We start from the raw sequence: 19,589 nt of genomic DNA, 5'->3' as shown, positions 1-19,589 counted from the left end.
ATAAAATATTATTCAAATTCATTATTTTAACATATACAAATATAAAAAACAAACTTCATAATTACCATTTCAAATCGGTTGCAAACAATCTTCTCATTAAAAACAACTTAAGAAAATTAATTATCCAGTATCTGCCCCTATACAAATTACGGATTTTACGAAATAATATTCTTTGACACCTTTATGCAGAAAAACAATATATACAAATATAATCATTCGTGTAAAGGAATATATTTGAAAGGGGTAACACATTGCTACGTATACAACGAGGGTACATGTATGATCCAGATGATAATGAGGTCATTGTAAACGAAATTTTCTACAACGCTGCATCCGAACAAAAGTTAGGAAGCAAAATGGGTGTGTTTGCTGCAGAAAAACTCCCTACTTCCATTTTTAAAAAAGTTCAAGAAAACGAAAGTATGTCTTATATGGAAAGTATGGAAGTAGAAGAACAAACCATTCCAGAAATACTTTGTTATTTAGACCAAAATCAAAAACCAGAAAAACTCTATTTTGAAATGCAGTACATGAAGTAACAACAAGAACTGAAATAAGAGGGGATTTATAAACGTTGAAACAGGGGCATTATTATATAGTACATAAAACAACTATATGTAAATTCCCTTCTTATTTTTGTTCCCTTGAAACAATTGAATATGATATAAAAATAGATTAATATATAACTATATTTATTGTTTAATTGATTCCGTTTATTCCCACACCTTTTTTGTGTTGTGGTTGAGTTGTAGAAGCAAGTTGCGTCTTGTTTCATTTGTGAAAGGGCTTCTTTGAGCCGATTAGTGTATATATAGCTTATTTTGCTATGCACATTTTTAATCGACTTAAAGAAGCCCTTTTTGTGTTGTCTTTAAGTTAGGAAATACTTGTATTAGACCATTTAGGCTAAACGAATAATAAGAGTGACTAAAGCACAATTTTAAGGTACTTTTTTCTATTTGGGGAGGGGAACTATTAATGAAATTTTATAAGGTTAGTTACGGGGAAAATCAAGCTATAGCACTTATTGCAGCCAATAGTCCATATGAAGCAGTAGGATTTTATTTAATGGAAGCGCAAAGTGATTATGGTGAAGTAGAGTACGTTAATATAAAACGATTAGATTTGCATGAGCGAGTAAAGGTAGATTATGGACATATAGCAATCTATGACACCGTAGAAGAAATCTATCATCGTCAAAAGATTGTACATTTCCCATGTGTTATAGCAAATTTACTACCACAAATTTAATAAAGTAGGTGTATATTATGAATGTTGAAAAAGAATTAAGAGAGATTTTATATTGTAAACAACTTATGAGGGATATGTTCTCTTTGTCAATTGAGAGAATCGAATATTTAGGTAAAGGGACAGTCTATATGTATTTTGCAGTAGTTTCAGAGCATGAACCGAATGTTTTCTATCGTATAGATAAAGATCTTGATACATTCAGGTTTGAAAAAGGCTCCTGTGCCTATGCTATTACACTGTAAAAAAACGAACTTAGAGAATAACGAATATTAAAAGCGGTAAGAAATTACTACCAAATCCAAGGCTTTATCATATCCTACTTTTGTTAAGAATTTCTGAACTCTCCGTTTTTAAGAACAATTCATAAAAGAGACATAGTACATTAGATATAGAATGGAATGCAACTATAGAAAATATGGGATTTATATATAGGTATGGAACTTGTTGCAATGCTAAAAGCACAAGGAATTAGAAAATGTAAAACTGAGAGGAGCACTACAATATGATTACAGTTAACCGAGGATATATGTATGATCCAGATGATAATGAGGTCTTAATTACCGAAATTTATTATGAAGCTGCTACAGATACTAAATTAGGAAGTAAAATGGATAGCTTATCTTACTCAGCCATTCCTAATGAGATTAAAGAAAAAATAGAAGCAGCCACTTCATTATCCTATGTGGAAAGCATTGAGATGTCTCAGCAATTAGCTGTCGTATATCAAAATGAAATTAACATGTATGGAAAACCGGAAAAATTATACTTTGAGTTAACTAGTATATAAGAGGGAAAAAGACATTGGACGTATTTGTTCAGTGTCTTTTTTATTAATTTATAGAGGAGAATATAAAATGAATAGTATAACTGAAATAGAAACAAGTCTTTGGACAATTTGTGTAGGGGATATTTTTAGCAATGGTCGTATGCCGTACCATCTAAAAGTGTGTAGAGATAATAAAGTTGTTTAATTTATAATAAAGTCCTTTAAAAAATAATTAAGTTGTTTACTTCTTTTAGGATTAACGAAGTAGTTTAATGGAAGAAGAATTTATAGTAAGTGTTATAATAATCAATAACTTAAACAAAGGGGGAAGCATTTTTGCACAAACTCAATGCATTAATACCAGAGCTATCAGTTTCAGATATAGAGCAAAGTTTAAATTTCTATTCGGAAATTCTCCTGTTTAAAATTGAATATCAAAGACCAGAGGATAAGTTTGCTTTACTGTCTTTAAATGACTGCCAGATTATGATTGAAGAAGTAAATGGTCATTGGAGTACTGGGGAGTTATCTTATCCCTACGGAAGAGGAATTAATTTTCAAATTATCATAAATGATATTGATCCACTATATAATAGTTTGAAAAAGAACGAGTATCCAATTAAATTTGGTATTCAAGAGAATTGGTATAGAGCTGATACTAAATTAAAGGGGCAAAAAGAATTTTTAATTATGGACCCTGATGGTTATCTATTAAGATTTGTTCAAAATTTAGGTGAAAAAGATGTTGAGGCAGATTAAGATATGTAAAATAGGATGAAAATTTAGTAAATGGAGCAAGCTACTTTTTTCAATAAGAGGCATTAGTTGAAGAAGAATTAACCAACTTTATTATTTTTATAAATTACAGGCTACAACAATTAAATTTAATTTTAAATAACTTTAAAACCACCTACAAGTTAATTTAGTAGGTGGTTATTACATTTCTTAGACTTAAAATTAAACAACTTTATTGTCACTGAACACATTGTTAGATCTATTGCATAATTCGTGCGAGTTCTTTTTCTAAAGCAGCGGGCTCGTTTGCATAATTGTAAATCCCTAAAAACTTCTCTATAGCCTCTGGATGGGAACTGATTAGCTTATTGACAGCACCCTGTTGTTCAGATATGCGTTCATTCTTCGAAATTTGGCATCCCATGTGAAACCGAACCATAAACTCATCTTCTATTGCCTTTTGATATTCTTCAGACATTTGATTTGATTGATCGGATTGTGCCTTATATTTTGATAGAATATTAGATAATATACGTGCTCCATATATAGCATCATGGATACCCTGCACCATGCCAGGATCTTTAAAACAAACTGCATCTCCAACCAACGCCCATCCTTTTCCCATTCCTTTATACCAGTAATTATCATATCCGAGAATGCCTTTGACCGGTTCTACTAGTTCTGCATTTTTCAAGCGCTCCCCAATTGTTGTATTTGGAAAGTTTTCTGTAAAGAAATTGAGTAGACAGCTTTCCGGATTTAATTTTAACTGTTCTATCAATTCCTTATTTTCTAATGGAAAAATGCCGACAATTACATATAAATCATCATTCGTCGGAAAGAGAATGGCTGTATTATCTTTTATCTTGTATACTTCAAATTTAGGGACATTATCGTGGCGAAATCCAGAGAAATACCCGAAATAGATGCCGACTGTTGCCGGAATACTTATTTTGAGTTCACTTTTTACCAGCTTGCGAATAATAGAGGATCGGCCGTCTGCCCCGACTACCAGGCGAGCTAAAAATTCTTGTTTCTCGTTGTCGCCGTCTAAACCTTTTACGCCTATCACAGTTTCGTCATCACGGATGACATCCGTCACACGAAATCCTTCTAAAACAGTTACATTCATTTGGGATTTGGCTTGTTCAAGTAGAATATGATCGAGATAAGTTCTTCTAATACTATAACAACTTTCCTCTCCGTAAACCTCAGGCATGAGACCTTCTATCACGGTATCCTCAAATTGAAATTTAATATCCCGTACCGGCGGTGCTTTTGTTTCCAATAACTTGTCCATGACACCGATTTCTCGAAGAAGAGCGACAGTATTATTGAAAAAGGTATGGGTTGATAATGTGTCTCTTGGAAAATTCGCTCGGTCCACTAACAACACATGGAAACCTGCCTTAGCAAGATAAATTGCCAGGGTAGAGCCGGCACATCTAGCACCGGTAATAATGACATCATACGTCTTATTCATCGTATCACTCCATTTTCAAGTACAATTATTAACTTGCTTATCCATTAGTAGAGTTCTAAAGTTAATGCCCCTACGAGTTAAAGTAATGGGGAAAATTGATAAGAATGCACTACATACATAAATTATGGAAGCTAAAATGAAATAAGTACAGAAAAAATTGGACATATAACTTACAATTTATATACATTTATATAATCATAATGAAGCAAAAGACGCATTATGTATATAAATAATAAAGTTCTTTAAAACATAATAAAGTCGTTTAATTTACAGAAGTAATTAAACGACTTTATTGTCAGGTATTATTGCATAAAATAATCAGGAGACATATTATAAGTGTTATTCAACTTATCCCAGAAGGAACTATCAGGACGTTTTATACCCCTTTCATACATTCCTATCAGAGTAGGGTTATAGTTTAGTTCGTTCGAAAATTGAGGTATTGTTAATGATTTACTTTGTCTAAATTCTCTTAGTTTCCAACTTTTAATTGATTTCAAAATTTTTAACACTCCTTTTATTACGGTTTATTTTTAGTATCTCATAAGTTAATGATATATTGTAAAGATTTAACATAGTATTTTAAACAACTTTATTTTCACTTGAGTAACATTATATGGTGTAGAAATGCTGGTTTATCCAGTGGAAATTAAATATCTATATTATCACTGGACAAAAAGTTGTAAAAATTGAAGTAGAAGATTTGACGAAACCAGACGATGCGAAGATATATAGTATACCTGTTCATCCTAAAAATCATAGAAGACGTATGAAAATAATGGATGTATCAGAACATATTTCTTATCGAGCTTGGTATTATAATGAATTTTGGAGCAAATAATATACTTTGGATGAAAGAGTGATACGGTTGTTTCACTCTTTTTTACTTGCATTAAAAATAAAGATAGTTTAATATACAGATATATTTATTGTTTAATTGATTCCGTTTATTCCCACACCTTATTGTGTTGTGGTTGAGTTGTAGAAGCAAGTTGCGTCTTGTTTCATTTATGAAAGGGCTTCTTTGAGCCGATTAGTGTATATATAGCTTATTTTGCTATACACATTTTTAATCGACTTGAAGAAGCCCTTTTTGTGTTGTCTTCAAGTTTGGAGTTATTGTATAGCCAGCACTTTAGGCAATTATTTTATTAATTAGGGGGAAACATCATGAATTTAGTCATGGAAAAATCACAAAGGAAATTACAAAATGATGCTCATTTACATGACATTATTAAAGAAATTAAAGAACTAGCTAATCCTTTATGGATCAGTTCTGTATCAATGTTGCAAGCGCACAATCAAAACTTCAATACGAAAGCTACGACATTTAAGGATATTACCATTTCTGATTTAAGAGATTTGAAAGTAAGTTTAAGTCTCATTTATGCAGCAAGTAATATCAGTCGTAAAAGTATAGAGGATTTGAATAAGCGTCTATCCATTCAATCAGGAAAAGATATTACTTCCTATGAGGATTGGCTGCTTCATGAAAACAGAGGAATTATAGGTGAAATGATTGATGAATTTCGAAAGAAAGAGTGGAAACACCCAGATTCGAAATAACAAGTAATACAGGAGGATTATTATGACAAATATAATGGAAAGTTTACAAGCTGAATTTCCTGTCGAACAATTAGGATGGAAAATTATAAATACATTTGAAAGCCAAGGTCATTTTTTTGCGTTTGTAGCTCCATTTGTTGACGCACGCGCCATTCAGGACCGATTTGATGAAGTCTTTGGTATTGATAACTGGCAGGTGTCGTATGAAAAATGGGGTGAGAAAGCAACAAAATGTACCATATCAGTGTTTTTGAATGAACGTTGGATATCAAAAGAGGATGGAAGTGGAATGTCAACACTAGACTGGACAATTTTTATAAGGTCTGTTTCTTATATTCCACTGGCGTTAAATAGCCTAGTGTTCCGTGAATTCGAATGTTGTTAAACCAATGAACATAATCATCAAGTTCAAGAGCGAGCTGTTCAAGAGAAGCGAAGTGTGCTCCGTTTGCGAATTCTGTTTTAAACACTTTGAACATCGCTTCGGCCACAGCGTTATCGTAGGGGCAGCCCTTCATACTTAATGATCGTTGAATTCTGAATGTTTCTAAAGCCTCTGAAATCAGTTTATTATCAAACTCTTTTCCTCGGTCTGTATGAAACATCTTGATGTTATGTAAATTTCCTTTAATACTCGCTAATGCTTTATACACAAGGTCTGCTGTCTTATTTGGACCAGCACTGTAACCTATAATTTCTCGGTTGAAAAGGTCCACAAATAAGCATACATAGTGCCATTTTTTTTCAACACGGACGTATGTTAAATCACTGACAACTACAGCTAATTGCTCTTCTTGTTTAAACTGACGTTGTAACTCATTTTTGATTGGTGCTTCATTACAGGTTTGTTTATACGGCTTGTATTGTGACACCGTATAATTTGATACAAGTCCTAATTGTTTCATAATTCGACCGATTCGACGTCTAGAAACGACCATCTTCTGTTTCTTTAATTCTACTTTGAGTTTACGAGTACCATAGTTACTACGGCTTTCTTTAAAGAGTCGTTCTATTTCGTTGGAAAGCTCAACGTCTTCTTTTTCATGTGCGTCTTGTTCACGCGGCTTGGCGTGATAGTAGTAGGTACTTTTGGCGATGTTAAGGACGTTACACATTGCTGATACTGAATATTTGTGAGTGTTATTTCGGATCACATCTATTTTCGTCCCATGATCAGCGCTGCTTGCTTTAAAATGTCATTCTCCATCATTAAACGTTGATTTTCTTTACGTAATCTGATTAACTCATTTTCTTCTTCTGTCCGATTTTCTTTAGCAGTAAATGTCCCAGTTTCTTGATGATTCTTAATCCAGCGATCCAACGCAGAAGGCGTTATTTCATATTCTCGACAGATATCTGCACGGGACTTTCCATTTCCATATAGCTTTACTAATTGAAGTTTAAATTCTGGTGTAAAAGTTCGACGTTGACGTGACATAGTAGCACGCTCCCTTAGGTTAGTATGTTAAGTCTACTAGCCCTTATAGTATCTGTCCAACTTAGTGTAGCCGATTCAAAGTGAAGAATCTGACTATAGTTCTGTAAAAGGTGGCTTTTCAAATAGTTTAAAAAGAGCTGCTGTGCTTTGGGGCGTAGGAAGATACCTTGTGTGAACTGTTCTCGCACAAAAAGTTGTGGAAACACACTATATAAAAGCGAGGGAACTATAAAATGTTCTAACTGCATGTTTGACTATCAAGACTCGGAAGTAAGTCTTGCAAGAACATCGTAAACTCTTGAAAAGGTCTAATACTACGGATAGCAATAATAGAGAACCCTATCATTGTTATGAGCCCGTTGAAGGCGGTGAAAATCGAACCTAAATTCCTCAGGGAACATGGTAAGAAAAGTAATCGGGACGCCATAAAATAGCTATGGATAGAATGAATCATAGATTCTGGCGAATCACTGAATGTACGTGTCGATACTATCCGTTCCTTAGAAATATGGAGGAGGTAAAACCATACCTTTTCAGTTGTGGAAATGATAATAAGGTATATCAAATCTGCGGATAGGGACTATACCCTATTCATCTAATGAATCAAATTACGATTAGTTCATTAGTAACTGACGGCATAAAGGTGAGTCCTAAGGCTATATGTAAGGCTAAAACATGTGGAACAGTTGAAGTTGGTGAGAACGTCATACGATGGTTAATTATCGGTTCGTGGATATAAGGTATTACACATACAATACTGAAGTTCCTTAACACCAATGGCAGTAGGGTCATAGTACCAAAGAAGGTTATGTAATATAACTAGAGGGAAGGGCCCAAGTCTAATAATCATGCAAAGGCAAAATTATTCTAGGAATGTGTAACAGTAACCGACTAAACCTTAGAGCAAAATCTCAGCAAAAGAGGTGATGCAATTTGGTGCGAAAACTAGAAAATACTCTTGAATCAGAAACAGAATTAAAGAGAACATTAGACAAGCTGTACTCAAAAACAAAAGAGCATATGGAAAAAAAGACGAGAATCAAACACACATCTCTCCTTGAAATTGCGATGTCAAAACCTAATATTGTCACTGCGATACACTCGCTAAAAAGCAATAAAGGCTCCATGACTCCAGGGGTAGACGGAAAAACAATCCAAGACTACCTCAGACTATCCGAAGAAAAACTTATCGAGTTAATTCGTGGTAGACTCACAAATTTCAAGGCGCACCTAATAAAACGTGTGTTTATTCCAAAGGCTAATGGCGGACAACGACCTCTCGGTATTCCAACCATAGAAGACCGGATAATTCAACAAATGATGAAGCAAGTCTTAGAGCCTGTACTCGAAGCACAATTCTTCAAATACAGCTTTGGGTTTCGACCAGAAAGAACTACCTATCATGCGTTGGAAAGAGTAAAAGTCCTTGTTCATAACACTGGGTATCACTGGATCGTAGAAGGTGATATTCGTCAATTCTTCGACAAAGTAAACCATAGGATTCTTATAAAAAAACTATGGAGCATGGGAATCAAAGATAGACGAATATTGTGCCTAATAACGGAATTCCTCAAAGCTGGAATCTTCAAAAATATCATTAGAAATGACAATGGTACACCCCAAGGTGGCATATTAAGCCCCCTCTTAGCAAATGTATACTTACATTCCTTCGACAAATGGGTTGCCAAGCAATTTGAAGAATTTACAACCAGACATGAGTATTCGAAACACGATCATAAATTACGAGGTTTAAAATCTTCTAACCTTAAGCCAGGCTATCTAATCAGATATGCTGATGACTGGGTTCTAGTCACTAATAACAAATCCCATGCTTATAGATGGAAGACTGTTATCAAGAATTTTCTTCAGAAAGAACTTAAACTTGAACTATCCGAAGAGAAAACAAGAATAACCAACATCAGGCATAAGCCAATAGAATTTCTTGGCTTCAAATACAAGGTAGTCTTAAAAGGTGTAAAAGGAAAAAAGAAGAAGGATAAAAAGACAAGATATATCAGCCAAATAACTCCTTCTGATAAGAAGATTAAAAGAAAAGTAAAAGAACTCAGAGCCACACTCACTTCTCTCGGCAAAAGATTAAGCCACGATAAACTGAGTAATGCACAGCTAATCTTAGCCTATAACTCAAAGGTTAGAGGATTAATAAATTATTATTCATATGCCACCGAATCTCCCATAATGGATAGAGAAGGTTATAAGTTAAGAAAAAAGACTTTTAATCTTCTATCTAGGCGTGGTGGGGTCTTACATCCTATCAACAAGTGTATTAACCTTGCGGACAAATACCCTAAACGGACACAAAAGACTTTAGCTATTAAAACCGAAGTTGGCTACATTGGCATTATGCATTTAAACCTAACCAAGATGAACGAAAACCTATATAAACAAAAGGTTCAAAATGAAACTCCATACTCTCCTTCGGGACGTAAATTAATCGAGCGAAGAAAGGGAACAAAGGAGTTCAGTGTCAGACTAGATGAAATTACAAGCCTCTCTCTCCTTGAGAAAGTCAGGAAAAAACTTGTGAATTCACCCCGATACAATTTTGAGTACTTTATGAATAGAGGATATGCGTTCAACAGAGATAGAGGAAAATGTAGAATTACAGGAGTCCCACTTGGGAAGCACAACCTGCATGTTCATCACATTAATCCTAATCTCCCGTTAGAAGAAGTCAATAAGCTGCCAAATCTAGCCTGTGTAGATAAGGAAATTCACAAGGCAATACACAATGAAGTTGATATGAGCAGCATCTTGAATAATAAGGAAATTAATAAACTGAAACGATTCAGGAACAAAATTCATGCTATTTGATTATTAGATGGAGCGCCGTATGAGGTGAAAGTCTCACGTACGGTGTGGACCGGGGGAAAAGCCACTCTTAACAGGTAATGCTGAAGAATTGGCTTACCTATCGGTATTATAATGTAAAACCTACTAAAGTAGAACTTTCTACATGTAGTAATGGCCCAAATAGTATCTATATTTCTTATCAAAAGAAAGGATATTATTTTATACCACCTACTATGTTACAGCAAAAACATAAACAAGGAAGTTCAATGAAGGAACCATCGAATGGCCAAGTAAGTCTAGGTGTACTAATTCAAAACATACAAGAGCTTGCAAAACCATTAAGTATTACATCCAAGGAAATTCTACTTGCCTATAATCACAATTATAATGCGCAAGCGAGAACATTTGAGGATACGACGATTGGTGGTTTAGAAGGAATTCTAACTAGTTTACAGTTGATTCACGAAGCGAAGAATATTCGTCCTGGAAATGAGAAACAGCTTAACCGGTGGTTATCAGCTCTTATTCCTGGTGATGTTACGTCCTTTAGAGAATGGTTACTTCATGATCATACAGAAGCCATTCATCAACTTATAGAACAGTTAAAAAAACAACAAAGCGCGTAAACCTTTGTTTTATAGCAGGAAAACGAATGAACAGGATATGAGGTCTGTTCTTTTTTTATTACTTTTTGGAGGGATTTATTATGCAATTTACTATTAACCGTACATTATTTATCGAAAAATTAGAGAAAGCTAGTGCTACTGTAGACGTTAAAAACCCAATGCCGGCATTACAAGGTGTTTTATTGGATTGTAATTCAAAGGGAATGATTCTAATGGGTTCAGACGGTACAGAAACTGTAACATTAGTAACTCGCTTTAATGTAAACAGTGGGGATTGTACTGAACCGGGGAAGGTGCTTTTTGCAGCTGCTCCGGTACTTAAAACGATTAAGAAATTCAAAAGTGAATTCATCGGTCTTGAACATAAAAACAATGAGCTAAAAATTGTAGAAAGTAAGAAGAAACAATTTAGCTTTTGTACCATGGATCACGAAGAATATCCTGAAATTAAAATTGAAGCAGGGGAAGATTGGATTTCACTTTCACAAGACCAATTTGTATCAATGGCCAACGGAACATTACATGCTATTCCTGCAATGGATACACGTAAGATCCTAACAGGTGTGAACTTAAAATCAGTTGATAATAAGTTCTTTAGTATAGCAACTGATGCTCACCGTTTAGCCCGTTTACATTTTGATTGTACAAAGATCACTATCGCAAAAGATGGTGAAGTCGTGTTACCAATTAAGTCTCTTAAAACAGCTCTTAAGCTCTTTAATCGTGAAACAAATTTACAATTAAAGCTCATTAGTGATACACAGCTGTTGATCCGTGGCGAAAGTATTATCTATCAGTCTAGATTACTAGCTGGTACATATCCCGATACGGCACGTATGGTACCCGACGAATTTAAAAGTGAAATACAACTATCACGTGAAGAATTTAAAAATACGTTGGAGCAGCTTTCAGCATTTTCTTCCTTAATCGTACTTACGTCAGAAGGAAAAGAAAGCATCCATCTTAAACCACAAAATTCTCAAGTAGGTACTGCAAGTGTAGAAATTCCATGTAATCAAGTAGAAGCATTTACATTGGCTTGTAATGTGGAATATCTGCTACAAGCACTACAAACGATAACTTCTGAAACAATCGCGATAAAAATGATTAGTAATCAGAGACCTATCGTGGTAGTGGGAGCAGAGGATACAACTCACTCTAATCTGCAGTTAATTCTACCGGTTCGCGTGTAAGGGGGCATCCAAATGAGTATGAATCACAGTGACTTCTTTGACTTTTTACAGTCAAAAGAAGTCCTTCCTAATAATCAAGAACTTCGTCAATCCTTTGAATTGATTATAAATGGATTTATTGCGAACGAAATGCCTGATTTAGAAAACATACCATTAGAACATATAGATGAATTTGAAAAGCAATTTGAGCAGCTACGACATTATGTCACGTTTTATAGTGATAATTCATTTCGTATATATGGTCCAGATTGTGAATTAAAAGAAATGCTACATTTACATCTTTTCACTGAACAACTAGAAGATGTAGAAAAGCAGGGGCTAGAAGATGAGATATTTATTTAATCAAGGAAATGAGATGAAAGTATACATACGGATACTACGCATACAAAAATTAATTCGTAAATATAACATCCCATTCTTAATCAATATCAATGATTTTCACAGGGACAAGTTGCATATCACAAGTGAACTATTATTCGAGTCGCTTGCGCGTTTTAACGAGCAAACAAGTATATTTTGTCACTTTGCCTTTGGAACTGAAGAAGACCTGTTAGATGGGACGTTATTTAGCTCAGAAGACATGTATTCGAATTTCGCTTCGGATATTAGTTCTATGGCTGCGGAAGGATGTTACTTCGATACAGCTGGTTACTATTTATGTATAGGCTCGGAACATATAACACAATCTGATTTTCAATTCGTGTTACATGAATTTTCGTTTAACACCTATCAAAGTGAAGCGTATCCCAGTCATATTTTGATTGAATTTCTAGAGGATGGTTTTGAACAGTACTCATTTGATGAATGGGTACTTTCTTATTATGAAATTATAATCCGTCTTGCGGCAATGATTCGAGAAAAGACGAAGGGGAACCAGGTATGAAATTATTATTTACATACAATCACCAGAAAGTAAGAAAGTATCTACTTTCGTTAAAAATGCAAAAGAATGCTCACTTACTTCATGAATTACTTGAAGATAAGAAACATGAAGAAGAAATCTACATATTAGATTGTTTGGAGCACTCAAGAGAAATAGACTTCAGTAAGATTTCAGAACGATCCATTCAACAAGTAATGGCTTCTGTTTCTTATTTAGAGGAAGACTCCAATTTCCCAATTGGTTTAATTGATTCGAAAACTTTACTTGAAATAATCATGATTGCGGAAAAATCTTTAGATACTGATCTTTCCTGCTTCTATACATCGCAATTGTATCTTATGGAGATATTTATGCGTATGTATAGATTAGGTATTCCGGTAAAAGATTATTACCCAACTTATTTAGAACAAGATAATTTCGAAGAATACGATTGTGAGGAGTCATTTAAAAGCTGGGGTGATGACTTAATTCAAGATATGAAATTACATCACGAAGAGGTAGATAGCGACGATCAAGATACTCTAATCAAATATTCGGATCTATTTCATATATCCATGGATGAGATAAACCGCATTATTGAGAATGCATGGAGTCCAATTGGTGAAATGCTCTCTAATATCAAGATAGAGGATCAAAGTTTCTTTCATTCAATCCAGAATCAGTTTGATATACGTATGCTTTACCAAGCTGAAGAGGAAAAACTTTACCTTTTCTATGATGATGATACATATTTTCCAGCAATTAAACGAATTGAGATGTTACTTCGTATCTTTGAAGAGATACAGTTAACAAAAAATATAGCAAGTTAGTACAGAGGGACTAAAAATGAAAAAATTATTTGGATATTCATCTAATATAGCGATGTCAAACTATTTACTATCACTTAAGTTAAACAAAACTTATAGCATCGTAAATTGGGAGCAAATTAAACAAAGATATCAGGAGGAAATATATATATTAGAAAGCCTTTCTAAAGATATAGAGATAGATTTTAGTAAAATCTCTCATGGAGCAATTGGTAAAATCCTAACTTGTGTGGATTTTCTAGATGAAAACCAATCACTAAGGTGGGAGGACATAGAAACAACAGATACGATTGTCATCTTCTTACTTTCCATGAACCTATTAAACATAAATCTATCTAAATTTTATTCATGTCAATTTCATTTCTTACATTACTTTAAAAGGCTGCATGCGCTTTCGATTGATGTAACACAGTATTCTCCGTCGTATTTAGAGCGAGAGAATATCTATGAATTAGACCATGAAGAAGGATTTAAAGAATTGGGTACGGACATGATCGAAGATATGGGCTTAGAAGCTTTTTCAATTGATGAAGAAGAGCATGAAAAGCTCTCCACATTATTCGACATACCATTAAAAGAAATACAGGAAGCAGCAGAGGACATATGGGGTGCTATAGCTGAAACGATAGATGGCATATCACCAAAGCATAAAGAAAAAATTTCAATATTACTAGATTGTTATCCAGTAAGGTATTCTTACCAAATTAATGAAGAATCTCTTTATCTCTATTATGGCGAGGAACCATTATACGGGCCATATAAATTTGAAATGTTACTAGATTTATTGGAAGCAATCTATACGCAGGGGGAAACAACAAATGAAGACAGTAGCAATATTTGATGCTTTAGAGCCAAAAGGAATTGTAACCATACAGCAATTTAACAACAAAATATCTCGTGGAGAAACTGCCGTTACTTTTAAGGACTTTTATTTAGCTTTAAAAGAAGTTATGGAGCAGGGTACACAAGATAATACTCATTACTCTAGTGGCGTACTCCCAAAAGGTTGTATAAAACACGAGGTGTTATCTAAGAGTGGAGATAAACAAGCTGTTTGGATTGAAGTACCAAAGGCTCAGTGGGATATTCATTTTTTTGAACGACCGTTTCAACAAGTAGGCTTTCCACGTCTATTATTTCGTTATACGGTGTACCAAAAACGAGTTACGAATATCTCTGTCTTTGCTGTAAAAGAAGATATGGAGTTAGAAGAAGGAATGAAATTATATCAATTTCCATATTCTAATGTTCATCCTAGTGGCTCTGTATGTACAGGTAGAGTTGTGATACCTGAATTCCGGACTTTAAAAGATTTAGAAACATTTCATGTTTTATTCTTTGCAAGTTCTTTTAATCACGACCTTACACATACTCATATGGAACCAGTTGGAGAGCTATTTAAACGATTTGAAAACCAAAGTTTTGATGATTCTATTTTAATGGAATCGGAAATGACTTTTTAATACACGCTCTTTAGAGTGATTGTTTATTAGAAGCAGGGGAGTATTTATTAAGAATAATAATTTTGTTGGAGTTTAGATTATAAACATTGGATCCAACATGCTTAGGAGGAAATACGGTGTATTTAGATTATGAAACACGAATGAGAATTGAGAGAGAAAGACAACGAATTATTAAGTTTTTAAACGAGAAGGGTATTACACAAAATTCAGATGGCAAAAGAGTCAATGATTTACCACTTTGGCCATTAACTTTAATGGAAAATAAGTTAATGGCAGACAGTAATTAGGTACATCGAATTTTTGAAAATAGCAGGACTATATAAAAGCAAACATACTAGGAGGATTTTTATAATGACTAACTTATTCGGATTATTTGACATGGAAAAACAAGTAGAGGAAACAACGGTACCAGTAACAAAACCTGCTTCAGAGCAAGCTGCTGCTAAAAAAGAAGAAAAAAAGGAAAAAGCAAAGAATAAGACAAAGGCTAGTAAGAAAGCTACTGGTTCAAAATCTACAGATTGTCTAGATAAAATCAATACAACAACGGTTGTTCGTCATGTAGTATTTGGAGATATACCGTTAGTAGATTGGTTTACAGAAGAAGAAATTACACATGGAATTGCTGTTCAAAATGGAGATTCCACAGATGTAAGAAAAATAGAAGCAGAGGACATTCGCGTAAAATTAGAGCAACGCTATCCCTCATTTGTAAAAGGCTTAACTGTCATTAAATTTGATGAGGATACAAATGCACTACTTCCGATTTTAACTGTCGGCGCAAAAGGAGCAAGTATTGTAGAAGGACAATCCATTTCAGATTGTCCTTTTTCTTTTCTTAGTACTTGGCTGAATCACTTTTTACCTGGGGATTTTATTCCAAGAACTTTATTAATGGACTTTATTATTATTGCACAGGCCATTTCTCGTAAATGTGATTGCGAAGTGCATGCCGATGTCTATTTCAATAAAGAGCGTGGTTATTTTATGGACTTTCCACGCCAGCAGATAGCAACTGAAATTGTAATCCCAGAAACGAATATAGAGATGCAGTCTATCGCTATGAAAGTTATGGAGATACACAGTCATCATCGTTTCTCTGCTGAACCAAGTGATTTAGATGATCAAAGTGAACGGGCTCCTATTCTTTATGCAATTGTTGGCAGAATAGAGGATGTTTTCCCTGAACTACGAGTACGCACTTGTATAGATGGAAAATTTCATTCTATTAATCCTAACTTTATATTTGCAGGAGAATATGCAACAAAAGGGATAAGCCAAGATTACGATTTAAGTAGGATCACACTTTTAAAATAAATACACAAGGGGGCGTAAAAGAGACATATTTTTATGTCTCTTTCTTTATTATGACAACATTAAAAACAATTCACGTTTCAATGTTTACAAAGATAAAGCAATACATGTTAGTTCTTACAAAGAATAAACAAGCAATAGAGGAATCGCATGATGACTATAAGCTATTTCAATTTATGTGCAAGTTAGAGATGAATCACATATATGAAGCATTAGAAGGACAGAGGAAGAATACTCATATTGATTTAGACACACATCAAGAATATGTAGACACGCTTGTTGTGCAGTTGAATTTACTTCAATATGTTGTAGGCATTGTGCAAGAGGTAGGAGTCATTTATGCTGCATCGATACTAGTGATGCATTCATTTGACTTGTATACCGTGCATAGGCTTACAAATTTATCGATTCCATTTCTACGAAATTTAGAGAATACACTATCAAAAGAAAAATAGGGGGCTATAAAAATGAGTATTGTTATTGATATTGCAGAAGGAAAGAAGATTGTACCACATATTGTATTAGTAGGTGCTGGAGGAAACGGAGGATTAATTTTACAACATATTGCTCAAATGATGAGTATTTTTCAATTGGATGGTGAAATTGTAGTTGCAGATCCAGACACGGTTGAAGAAAAAGTGCGCCCATAAGGGCCTTGTAAACTCTGATTTAGTAAATCAGCGGGTGAAGTGAAACAAGATAACAACCCGACACCGGTAGCCTTATCCGTAATCGAAAGTGAACGGGGAGTGTAGCATGGCTGCAACGGGATAAGTCACTCTAATGTCATGAGTGCGACTGAATTTCTAGGTGTACCGTGGTAAACAAGGTTGAATGCTAAACTGCGTGAAGGATAAATCAAGGGGTCTTATCGACGACCATATCGAAATAGACATTGAAACGATATGTCTCTAGTTCAGCTCATCTATTTTTTGTGGAGAGAGGTGTGTTTCACACTAGAGAACCAACTAAAGTACATTAGTAAAGATTGAAAGTCCCAACCGACATTACTACAAACTATTTACAAGGTACTAAATGGGGATTACCTAAGTGGAAGCGCCATTTATGGCTATAGAGGATGATTTCAAGGTAAAAACCAAGAAATGTGGCTCTTGAATATTCCATATGGTAACGGAGCCTTCGTAGTAGTCAGAGATAGGGAAAGCCTATCACACTAACGTATGACAAATTACGTTAGGTCATGGTTGTGAAATCAGGATGGCGAAGGAAGGTAGTCAATTAGTTCATGATGATAATAAACAGGAAGGAAGCGAGATGCTGATGAGAAATCCAGTTTATGTATTGAACACCTTGTCGAAGAATACTATTAAAGAAAACTATAAGTTCAAAAGATTATATAGAAATCTTTATAATCCAGAATTCTACTATAAAGGTTATCAAGAAATATATGCCAATCCAGGTAATATGACCAGAGGAACCATAAATAACACTGTTGATGGCTTCTCAAAAAATAGAGTATCTAAAATCATCAACAACATTAAAAATGGTAACTATAAACCTACTCCTGTTAAGCGAGTATATATTGATAAAAAAGGGAGTAAGAAAAAACGTCCTCTTGGGGTACCGACATTTGACGATAAACTTGTCCAATTAGTAATAAAGTATATCTTAGAAGCAATTTATGAACCAAACTTCTCTGAGAACTCACATGGATTCAGGAAAAATAGGGGTTGTCATACAGCTTTGAAACAAATTAAAAAGAGTGGTAATGGAACTAAATGGTTTATTGAAGGTGATATTCAAGGTTTCTTTGACAATATCGACCACCATATCCTAATTGACCTACTAAGAAAACGTATCAATGACGAAACACTCATCGGATTAATATGGAAGTTCCTAAGAGCTGGGTACATGGAGGATTGGCAATTCCACAAAACATTCAGTGGAACACCACAAGGAGGGATTCTCAGTCCTCTTCTTGCCAACATATATCTAAACGAACTAGATATATACATGGAAAAATACGCTGAAAAGTTCGGAAAAGGTCAACCAAAAGACAGAGAAGTTGATAAAAGATATCAATACTTACACCTCAAAATAAAAAGAGGGCGTAAGAAAGCAGACTTACTAAGAGAACAAGGTAAACACAATGAAGCTCAGGAATTAATCGAGCAAGTCAACGAATGGGTTAAGGAAAGGGGACAACGTCCCTACTACAATCCAATGTCGGATAAATTTAAGTCACTAAAATATGTTAGATATGCTGATGACTTTATTGTAATGATAATCGGCAGTAAAGATGATGCCAAAGCCATTAAATCTGATATAGCTCAATTTCTCAATGAAGAATTAAAATTAACTTTATCAGAAGAAAAAACACTTATCACCCACTCTAGCAAGAAAGCAACATTTCTTGGATACAACGTCAATATCACTAGAAACGAGTTATTTACCAAATACTCGGTGAAAGGTGCAAAAAGAAGACATCACAATCTAAAAGTAAGACTTGAAATCCCCCATGAAGCATGGCGAAATAAATTACTTGCCCTGAATGTTTTAGAAATGAAGTATGTGAATGGGAAAGAAACTTGGAAACCAAAGCATAGACCGGAAATGGCACACCTAGATGATTTGGAAATACTACATAATTATGTATTACAGATCAGAGGGATGTACAACTACTACCAATATGCAGTTAATTCAACGGTACTCCAAAAATTCAGTTACGTTCTAGAATACAGCATGTATAAAACATTCGCCAATAAATATAAAAGCTCAATCGGAAAAATTAAGGGGAAATATTGCAAAAACGGTGTATTCATAGTCAATTACAAAGATAAAAAAGGCAAACAACACTCTCATTCTTTCTACAGGGAAGGATTTAGAACGGTTGATATAACTAAGATGAAAACACAAGAAAATAACATCGACAACTTGTTAGCCTCAAGAGTTCATATGTCAACAACTAGTCTTATGGATAGGTTGTCAGCCAACAAATGTGAACATTGTGGTAAAACCGATTCTAACTTAGTAATGCACCATGTCCGAAAAATGAAAGATGTTGAGAAAGGCAAAGCCAAATGGCAAAAATTAATGATTGCCCGTAGACGCAAAACATTAGCCGTATGTGAGGATTGCCATAATGAAATTCACTATGATATGAGAGTAGAACTTATAGCGAAAAACAGAAAAAAATAACTTTGACAAGCAATTGATGGAGAGCCGTATACTCTGAGAGGAGTACGTACGGTTCGGTGAGGGGTTTTGAGAAACCTATCATAGCAATATGA

At 34.4% G+C, this 19,589-nt stretch carries 22 protein-coding genes and 2 pseudogenes; 21 read left to right on the top strand and 3 right to left on the bottom strand.

What is annotated here, in order from left to right:
• Window positions 1-275 precede the first annotated feature (275 nt).
• The 5 genes from QCI73_RS29470 (at window position 276) to QCI73_RS29450 (ending at window position 2,776) form a co-directional block, all read left to right on the top strand.
• A complete protein-coding gene (locus QCI73_RS29470) occupies window positions 276-539 on the top strand; it encodes a hypothetical protein (RefSeq protein WP_001996246.1) in 264 nt (87 codons plus the stop codon).
• 439 nt (window positions 540-978) lie between these two features.
• Entirely contained in the window at window positions 979-1,251 is a 273-nt protein-coding gene (locus tag QCI73_RS29465) for a hypothetical protein (protein WP_071741303.1), read from the top strand.
• A gap of 17 nt (window positions 1,252-1,268) precedes the next feature.
• Window positions 1,269-1,493, top strand: coding sequence for a hypothetical protein (locus QCI73_RS29460; protein ID WP_270394019.1), 225 nt, complete (start codon window positions 1,269-1,271; stop codon window positions 1,491-1,493).
• A 260-nt stretch (window positions 1,494-1,753) separates the two neighbouring features.
• On the top strand, window positions 1,754-2,038 hold the full coding sequence (locus tag QCI73_RS29455) for a hypothetical protein (protein WP_061139871.1): 285 nt from the start codon (window positions 1,754-1,756) through the stop codon (window positions 2,036-2,038).
• A 315-nt stretch (window positions 2,039-2,353) separates the two neighbouring features.
• On the top strand, window positions 2,354-2,776 hold the full coding sequence (locus QCI73_RS29450; protein WP_017762468.1) for a bleomycin resistance protein: 423 nt from the start codon (window positions 2,354-2,356) through the stop codon (window positions 2,774-2,776).
• Window positions 2,777-3,011: 235 nt separating this feature from the next.
• Here QCI73_RS29450 and QCI73_RS29445 read toward each other — a convergent pair whose 3' ends face one another.
• Both QCI73_RS29445 and QCI73_RS29440 read right to left on the bottom strand, forming a co-directional pair.
• Window positions 3,012-4,235 carry an NAD(P)/FAD-dependent oxidoreductase gene (locus QCI73_RS29445; RefSeq protein WP_071741302.1) on the bottom strand — a complete coding sequence of 408 codons (1,224 nt, stop codon included), beginning with the start codon at window positions 4,233-4,235 and terminating at the stop codon, window positions 3,012-3,014.
• A 302-nt stretch (window positions 4,236-4,537) separates the two neighbouring features.
• Window positions 4,538-4,747, bottom strand: a complete 210-nt coding sequence (locus tag QCI73_RS29440; protein ID WP_261729362.1) for a helix-turn-helix domain-containing protein — start codon at window positions 4,745-4,747, stop codon at window positions 4,538-4,540.
• A gap of 658 nt (window positions 4,748-5,405) precedes the next feature.
• Here QCI73_RS29440 and QCI73_RS29435 point away from each other — a divergent pair.
• Window positions 5,406-5,801: a hypothetical protein gene (locus QCI73_RS29435; protein WP_071741299.1), complete on the top strand. Its 396-nt coding sequence runs from the start codon at window positions 5,406-5,408 to the stop codon at window positions 5,799-5,801.
• A 22-nt stretch (window positions 5,802-5,823) separates the two neighbouring features.
• Window positions 5,824-6,087: pseudogene (locus tag QCI73_RS29430) on the top strand (Rad52/Rad22 family DNA repair protein); the annotation flags it as partial.
• A gap of 28 nt (window positions 6,088-6,115) precedes the next feature.
• Here QCI73_RS29430 and QCI73_RS29425 read toward each other — a convergent pair.
• Window positions 6,116-7,239, bottom strand: a protein-coding gene (locus QCI73_RS29425) for an IS3 family transposase (protein WP_085964333.1) whose coding sequence is annotated in 2 segments (ribosomal slippage) — window positions 6,116-6,993 and window positions 6,993-7,239 — 1,125 coding nt in all. Because the reading frame shifts where the segments join, the coding sequence is not laid out codon by codon here.
• 79 nt (window positions 7,240-7,318) lie between these two features.
• Between QCI73_RS29425 and QCI73_RS29420 the strand changes: the two are divergent.
• From QCI73_RS29420 to QCI73_RS29355, 14 genes and pseudogenes are all read left to right on the top strand, one after another.
• A pseudogene (locus tag QCI73_RS29420) lies at window positions 7,319-7,408 on the top strand (Rad52/Rad22 family DNA repair protein); the annotation flags it as partial.
• Window positions 7,409-8,175: 767 nt separating this feature from the next.
• On the top strand, window positions 8,176-10,074 hold the full coding sequence (ltrA, locus tag QCI73_RS29415; RefSeq protein ID WP_002019929.1) for a group II intron reverse transcriptase/maturase: 1,899 nt from the start codon (window positions 8,176-8,178) through the stop codon (window positions 10,072-10,074).
• A gap of 245 nt (window positions 10,075-10,319) precedes the next feature.
• Window positions 10,320-10,679, top strand: coding sequence for a hypothetical protein (locus QCI73_RS29410; protein WP_261729359.1), 360 nt, complete (start codon window positions 10,320-10,322; stop codon window positions 10,677-10,679).
• Between the two features lie 80 nt (window positions 10,680-10,759).
• On the top strand, window positions 10,760-11,872 hold the full coding sequence (dnaN, locus tag QCI73_RS29405) for a DNA polymerase III subunit beta (RefSeq protein WP_071741296.1): 1,113 nt from the start codon (window positions 10,760-10,762) through the stop codon (window positions 11,870-11,872).
• A 12-nt stretch (window positions 11,873-11,884) separates the two neighbouring features.
• Window positions 11,885-12,214: a hypothetical protein gene (locus tag QCI73_RS29400; RefSeq protein WP_071741295.1), complete on the top strand. Its 330-nt coding sequence runs from the start codon at window positions 11,885-11,887 to the stop codon at window positions 12,212-12,214.
• Window positions 12,198-12,755, top strand: coding sequence for a hypothetical protein (locus QCI73_RS29395; RefSeq protein ID WP_071741294.1), 558 nt, complete (start codon window positions 12,198-12,200; stop codon window positions 12,753-12,755). Before QCI73_RS29400 ends, QCI73_RS29395 begins: the two co-directional genes overlap by 17 nt.
• Window positions 12,752-13,564: a hypothetical protein gene (locus tag QCI73_RS29390; protein ID WP_071741293.1), complete on the top strand. Its 813-nt coding sequence runs from the start codon at window positions 12,752-12,754 to the stop codon at window positions 13,562-13,564. Before QCI73_RS29395 ends, QCI73_RS29390 begins: the two co-directional genes overlap by 4 nt.
• Before the next feature lie 16 nt (window positions 13,565-13,580).
• The gene (locus tag QCI73_RS29385; RefSeq protein WP_328006393.1) at window positions 13,581-14,402 is read left to right on the top strand and encodes a hypothetical protein; all 822 of its coding nucleotides are present in this window, start codon (window positions 13,581-13,583) and stop codon (window positions 14,400-14,402) included.
• On the top strand, window positions 14,380-15,024 hold the full coding sequence (locus QCI73_RS29380) for a hypothetical protein (RefSeq protein ID WP_353824155.1): 645 nt from the start codon (window positions 14,380-14,382) through the stop codon (window positions 15,022-15,024). The genes QCI73_RS29385 and QCI73_RS29380 overlap by 23 nt, the downstream gene beginning before the upstream one ends.
• Window positions 15,025-15,140: 116 nt before the next feature.
• Window positions 15,141-15,311, top strand: coding sequence for a hypothetical protein (locus QCI73_RS29375; RefSeq protein ID WP_353824154.1), 171 nt, complete (start codon window positions 15,141-15,143; stop codon window positions 15,309-15,311).
• A 64-nt stretch (window positions 15,312-15,375) separates the two neighbouring features.
• Window positions 15,376-16,341 carry a hypothetical protein gene (locus QCI73_RS29370; RefSeq protein WP_353824153.1) on the top strand — a complete coding sequence of 322 codons (966 nt, stop codon included), beginning with the start codon at window positions 15,376-15,378 and terminating at the stop codon, window positions 16,339-16,341.
• Between the two features lie 50 nt (window positions 16,342-16,391).
• A complete protein-coding gene (locus tag QCI73_RS29365; protein WP_061531289.1) occupies window positions 16,392-16,793 on the top strand; it encodes a hypothetical protein in 402 nt (133 codons plus the stop codon).
• Window positions 16,794-16,805: 12 nt separating this feature from the next.
• A complete protein-coding gene (locus tag QCI73_RS29360) occupies window positions 16,806-16,988 on the top strand; it encodes a ubiquitin-activating E1 family protein (protein WP_000029266.1) in 183 nt (60 codons plus the stop codon).
• Between the two features lie 631 nt (window positions 16,989-17,619).
• On the top strand, window positions 17,620-19,497 hold the full coding sequence (locus QCI73_RS29355) for a reverse transcriptase domain-containing protein (RefSeq protein WP_353824157.1): 1,878 nt from the start codon (window positions 17,620-17,622) through the stop codon (window positions 19,495-19,497).
• Window positions 19,498-19,589 lie beyond the last annotated feature (92 nt).

The sequence above is a fragment of the Bacillus cereus group sp. MG16 genome (genome assembly GCF_040459875.1).
Taxonomy (GTDB): Bacteria; Bacillota; Bacilli; order Bacillales; family Bacillaceae_G; genus Bacillus_A; species Bacillus_A paranthracis.
This window is presented reverse-complemented; position numbering and strand designations above follow the sequence as displayed.

Bases quoted from the DNA above. Each gene is read 5' to 3' on its own strand.
- QCI73_RS29470 (WP_001996246.1), top strand. From the start codon at position 276: ATGTATGATCCAGATGATAATGAGGTCATTGTAAACGAAATTTTCTAC.
- QCI73_RS29465 (WP_071741303.1), top strand. From the start codon at position 979: ATGAAATTTTATAAGGTTAGTTACGGGGAAAATCAAGCTATAGCACTT.
- QCI73_RS29460 (WP_270394019.1), top strand. From the start codon at position 1,269: ATGAATGTTGAAAAAGAATTAAGAGAGATTTTATATTGTAAACAACTT.
- QCI73_RS29455 (WP_061139871.1), top strand. From the start codon at position 1,754: ATGATTACAGTTAACCGAGGATATATGTATGATCCAGATGATAATGAG.
- QCI73_RS29445 (WP_071741302.1), bottom strand. From the start codon at position 4,235: ATGAATAAGACGTATGATGTCATTATTACCGGTGCTAGATGTGCCGGC.
- QCI73_RS29435 (WP_071741299.1), top strand. From the start codon at position 5,406: ATGAATTTAGTCATGGAAAAATCACAAAGGAAATTACAAAATGATGCT.
- QCI73_RS29410 (WP_261729359.1), top strand. From the start codon at position 10,320: ATGAAGGAACCATCGAATGGCCAAGTAAGTCTAGGTGTACTAATTCAA.
- dnaN (WP_071741296.1), top strand. From the start codon at position 10,760: ATGCAATTTACTATTAACCGTACATTATTTATCGAAAAATTAGAGAAA.
- QCI73_RS29400 (WP_071741295.1), top strand. From the start codon at position 11,885: ATGAGTATGAATCACAGTGACTTCTTTGACTTTTTACAGTCAAAAGAA.
- QCI73_RS29395 (WP_071741294.1), top strand. From the start codon at position 12,198: ATGAGATATTTATTTAATCAAGGAAATGAGATGAAAGTATACATACGG.
- QCI73_RS29390 (WP_071741293.1), top strand. From the start codon at position 12,752: ATGAAATTATTATTTACATACAATCACCAGAAAGTAAGAAAGTATCTA.
- QCI73_RS29385 (WP_328006393.1), top strand. From the start codon at position 13,581: ATGAAAAAATTATTTGGATATTCATCTAATATAGCGATGTCAAACTAT.
- QCI73_RS29380 (WP_353824155.1), top strand. From the start codon at position 14,380: ATGAAGACAGTAGCAATATTTGATGCTTTAGAGCCAAAAGGAATTGTA.
- QCI73_RS29370 (WP_353824153.1), top strand. From the start codon at position 15,376: ATGACTAACTTATTCGGATTATTTGACATGGAAAAACAAGTAGAGGAA.
- QCI73_RS29365 (WP_061531289.1), top strand. From the start codon at position 16,392: ATGACAACATTAAAAACAATTCACGTTTCAATGTTTACAAAGATAAAG.
- QCI73_RS29360 (WP_000029266.1), top strand. From the start codon at position 16,806: ATGAGTATTGTTATTGATATTGCAGAAGGAAAGAAGATTGTACCACAT.
- QCI73_RS29355 (WP_353824157.1), top strand. From the start codon at position 17,620: ATGAGAAATCCAGTTTATGTATTGAACACCTTGTCGAAGAATACTATT.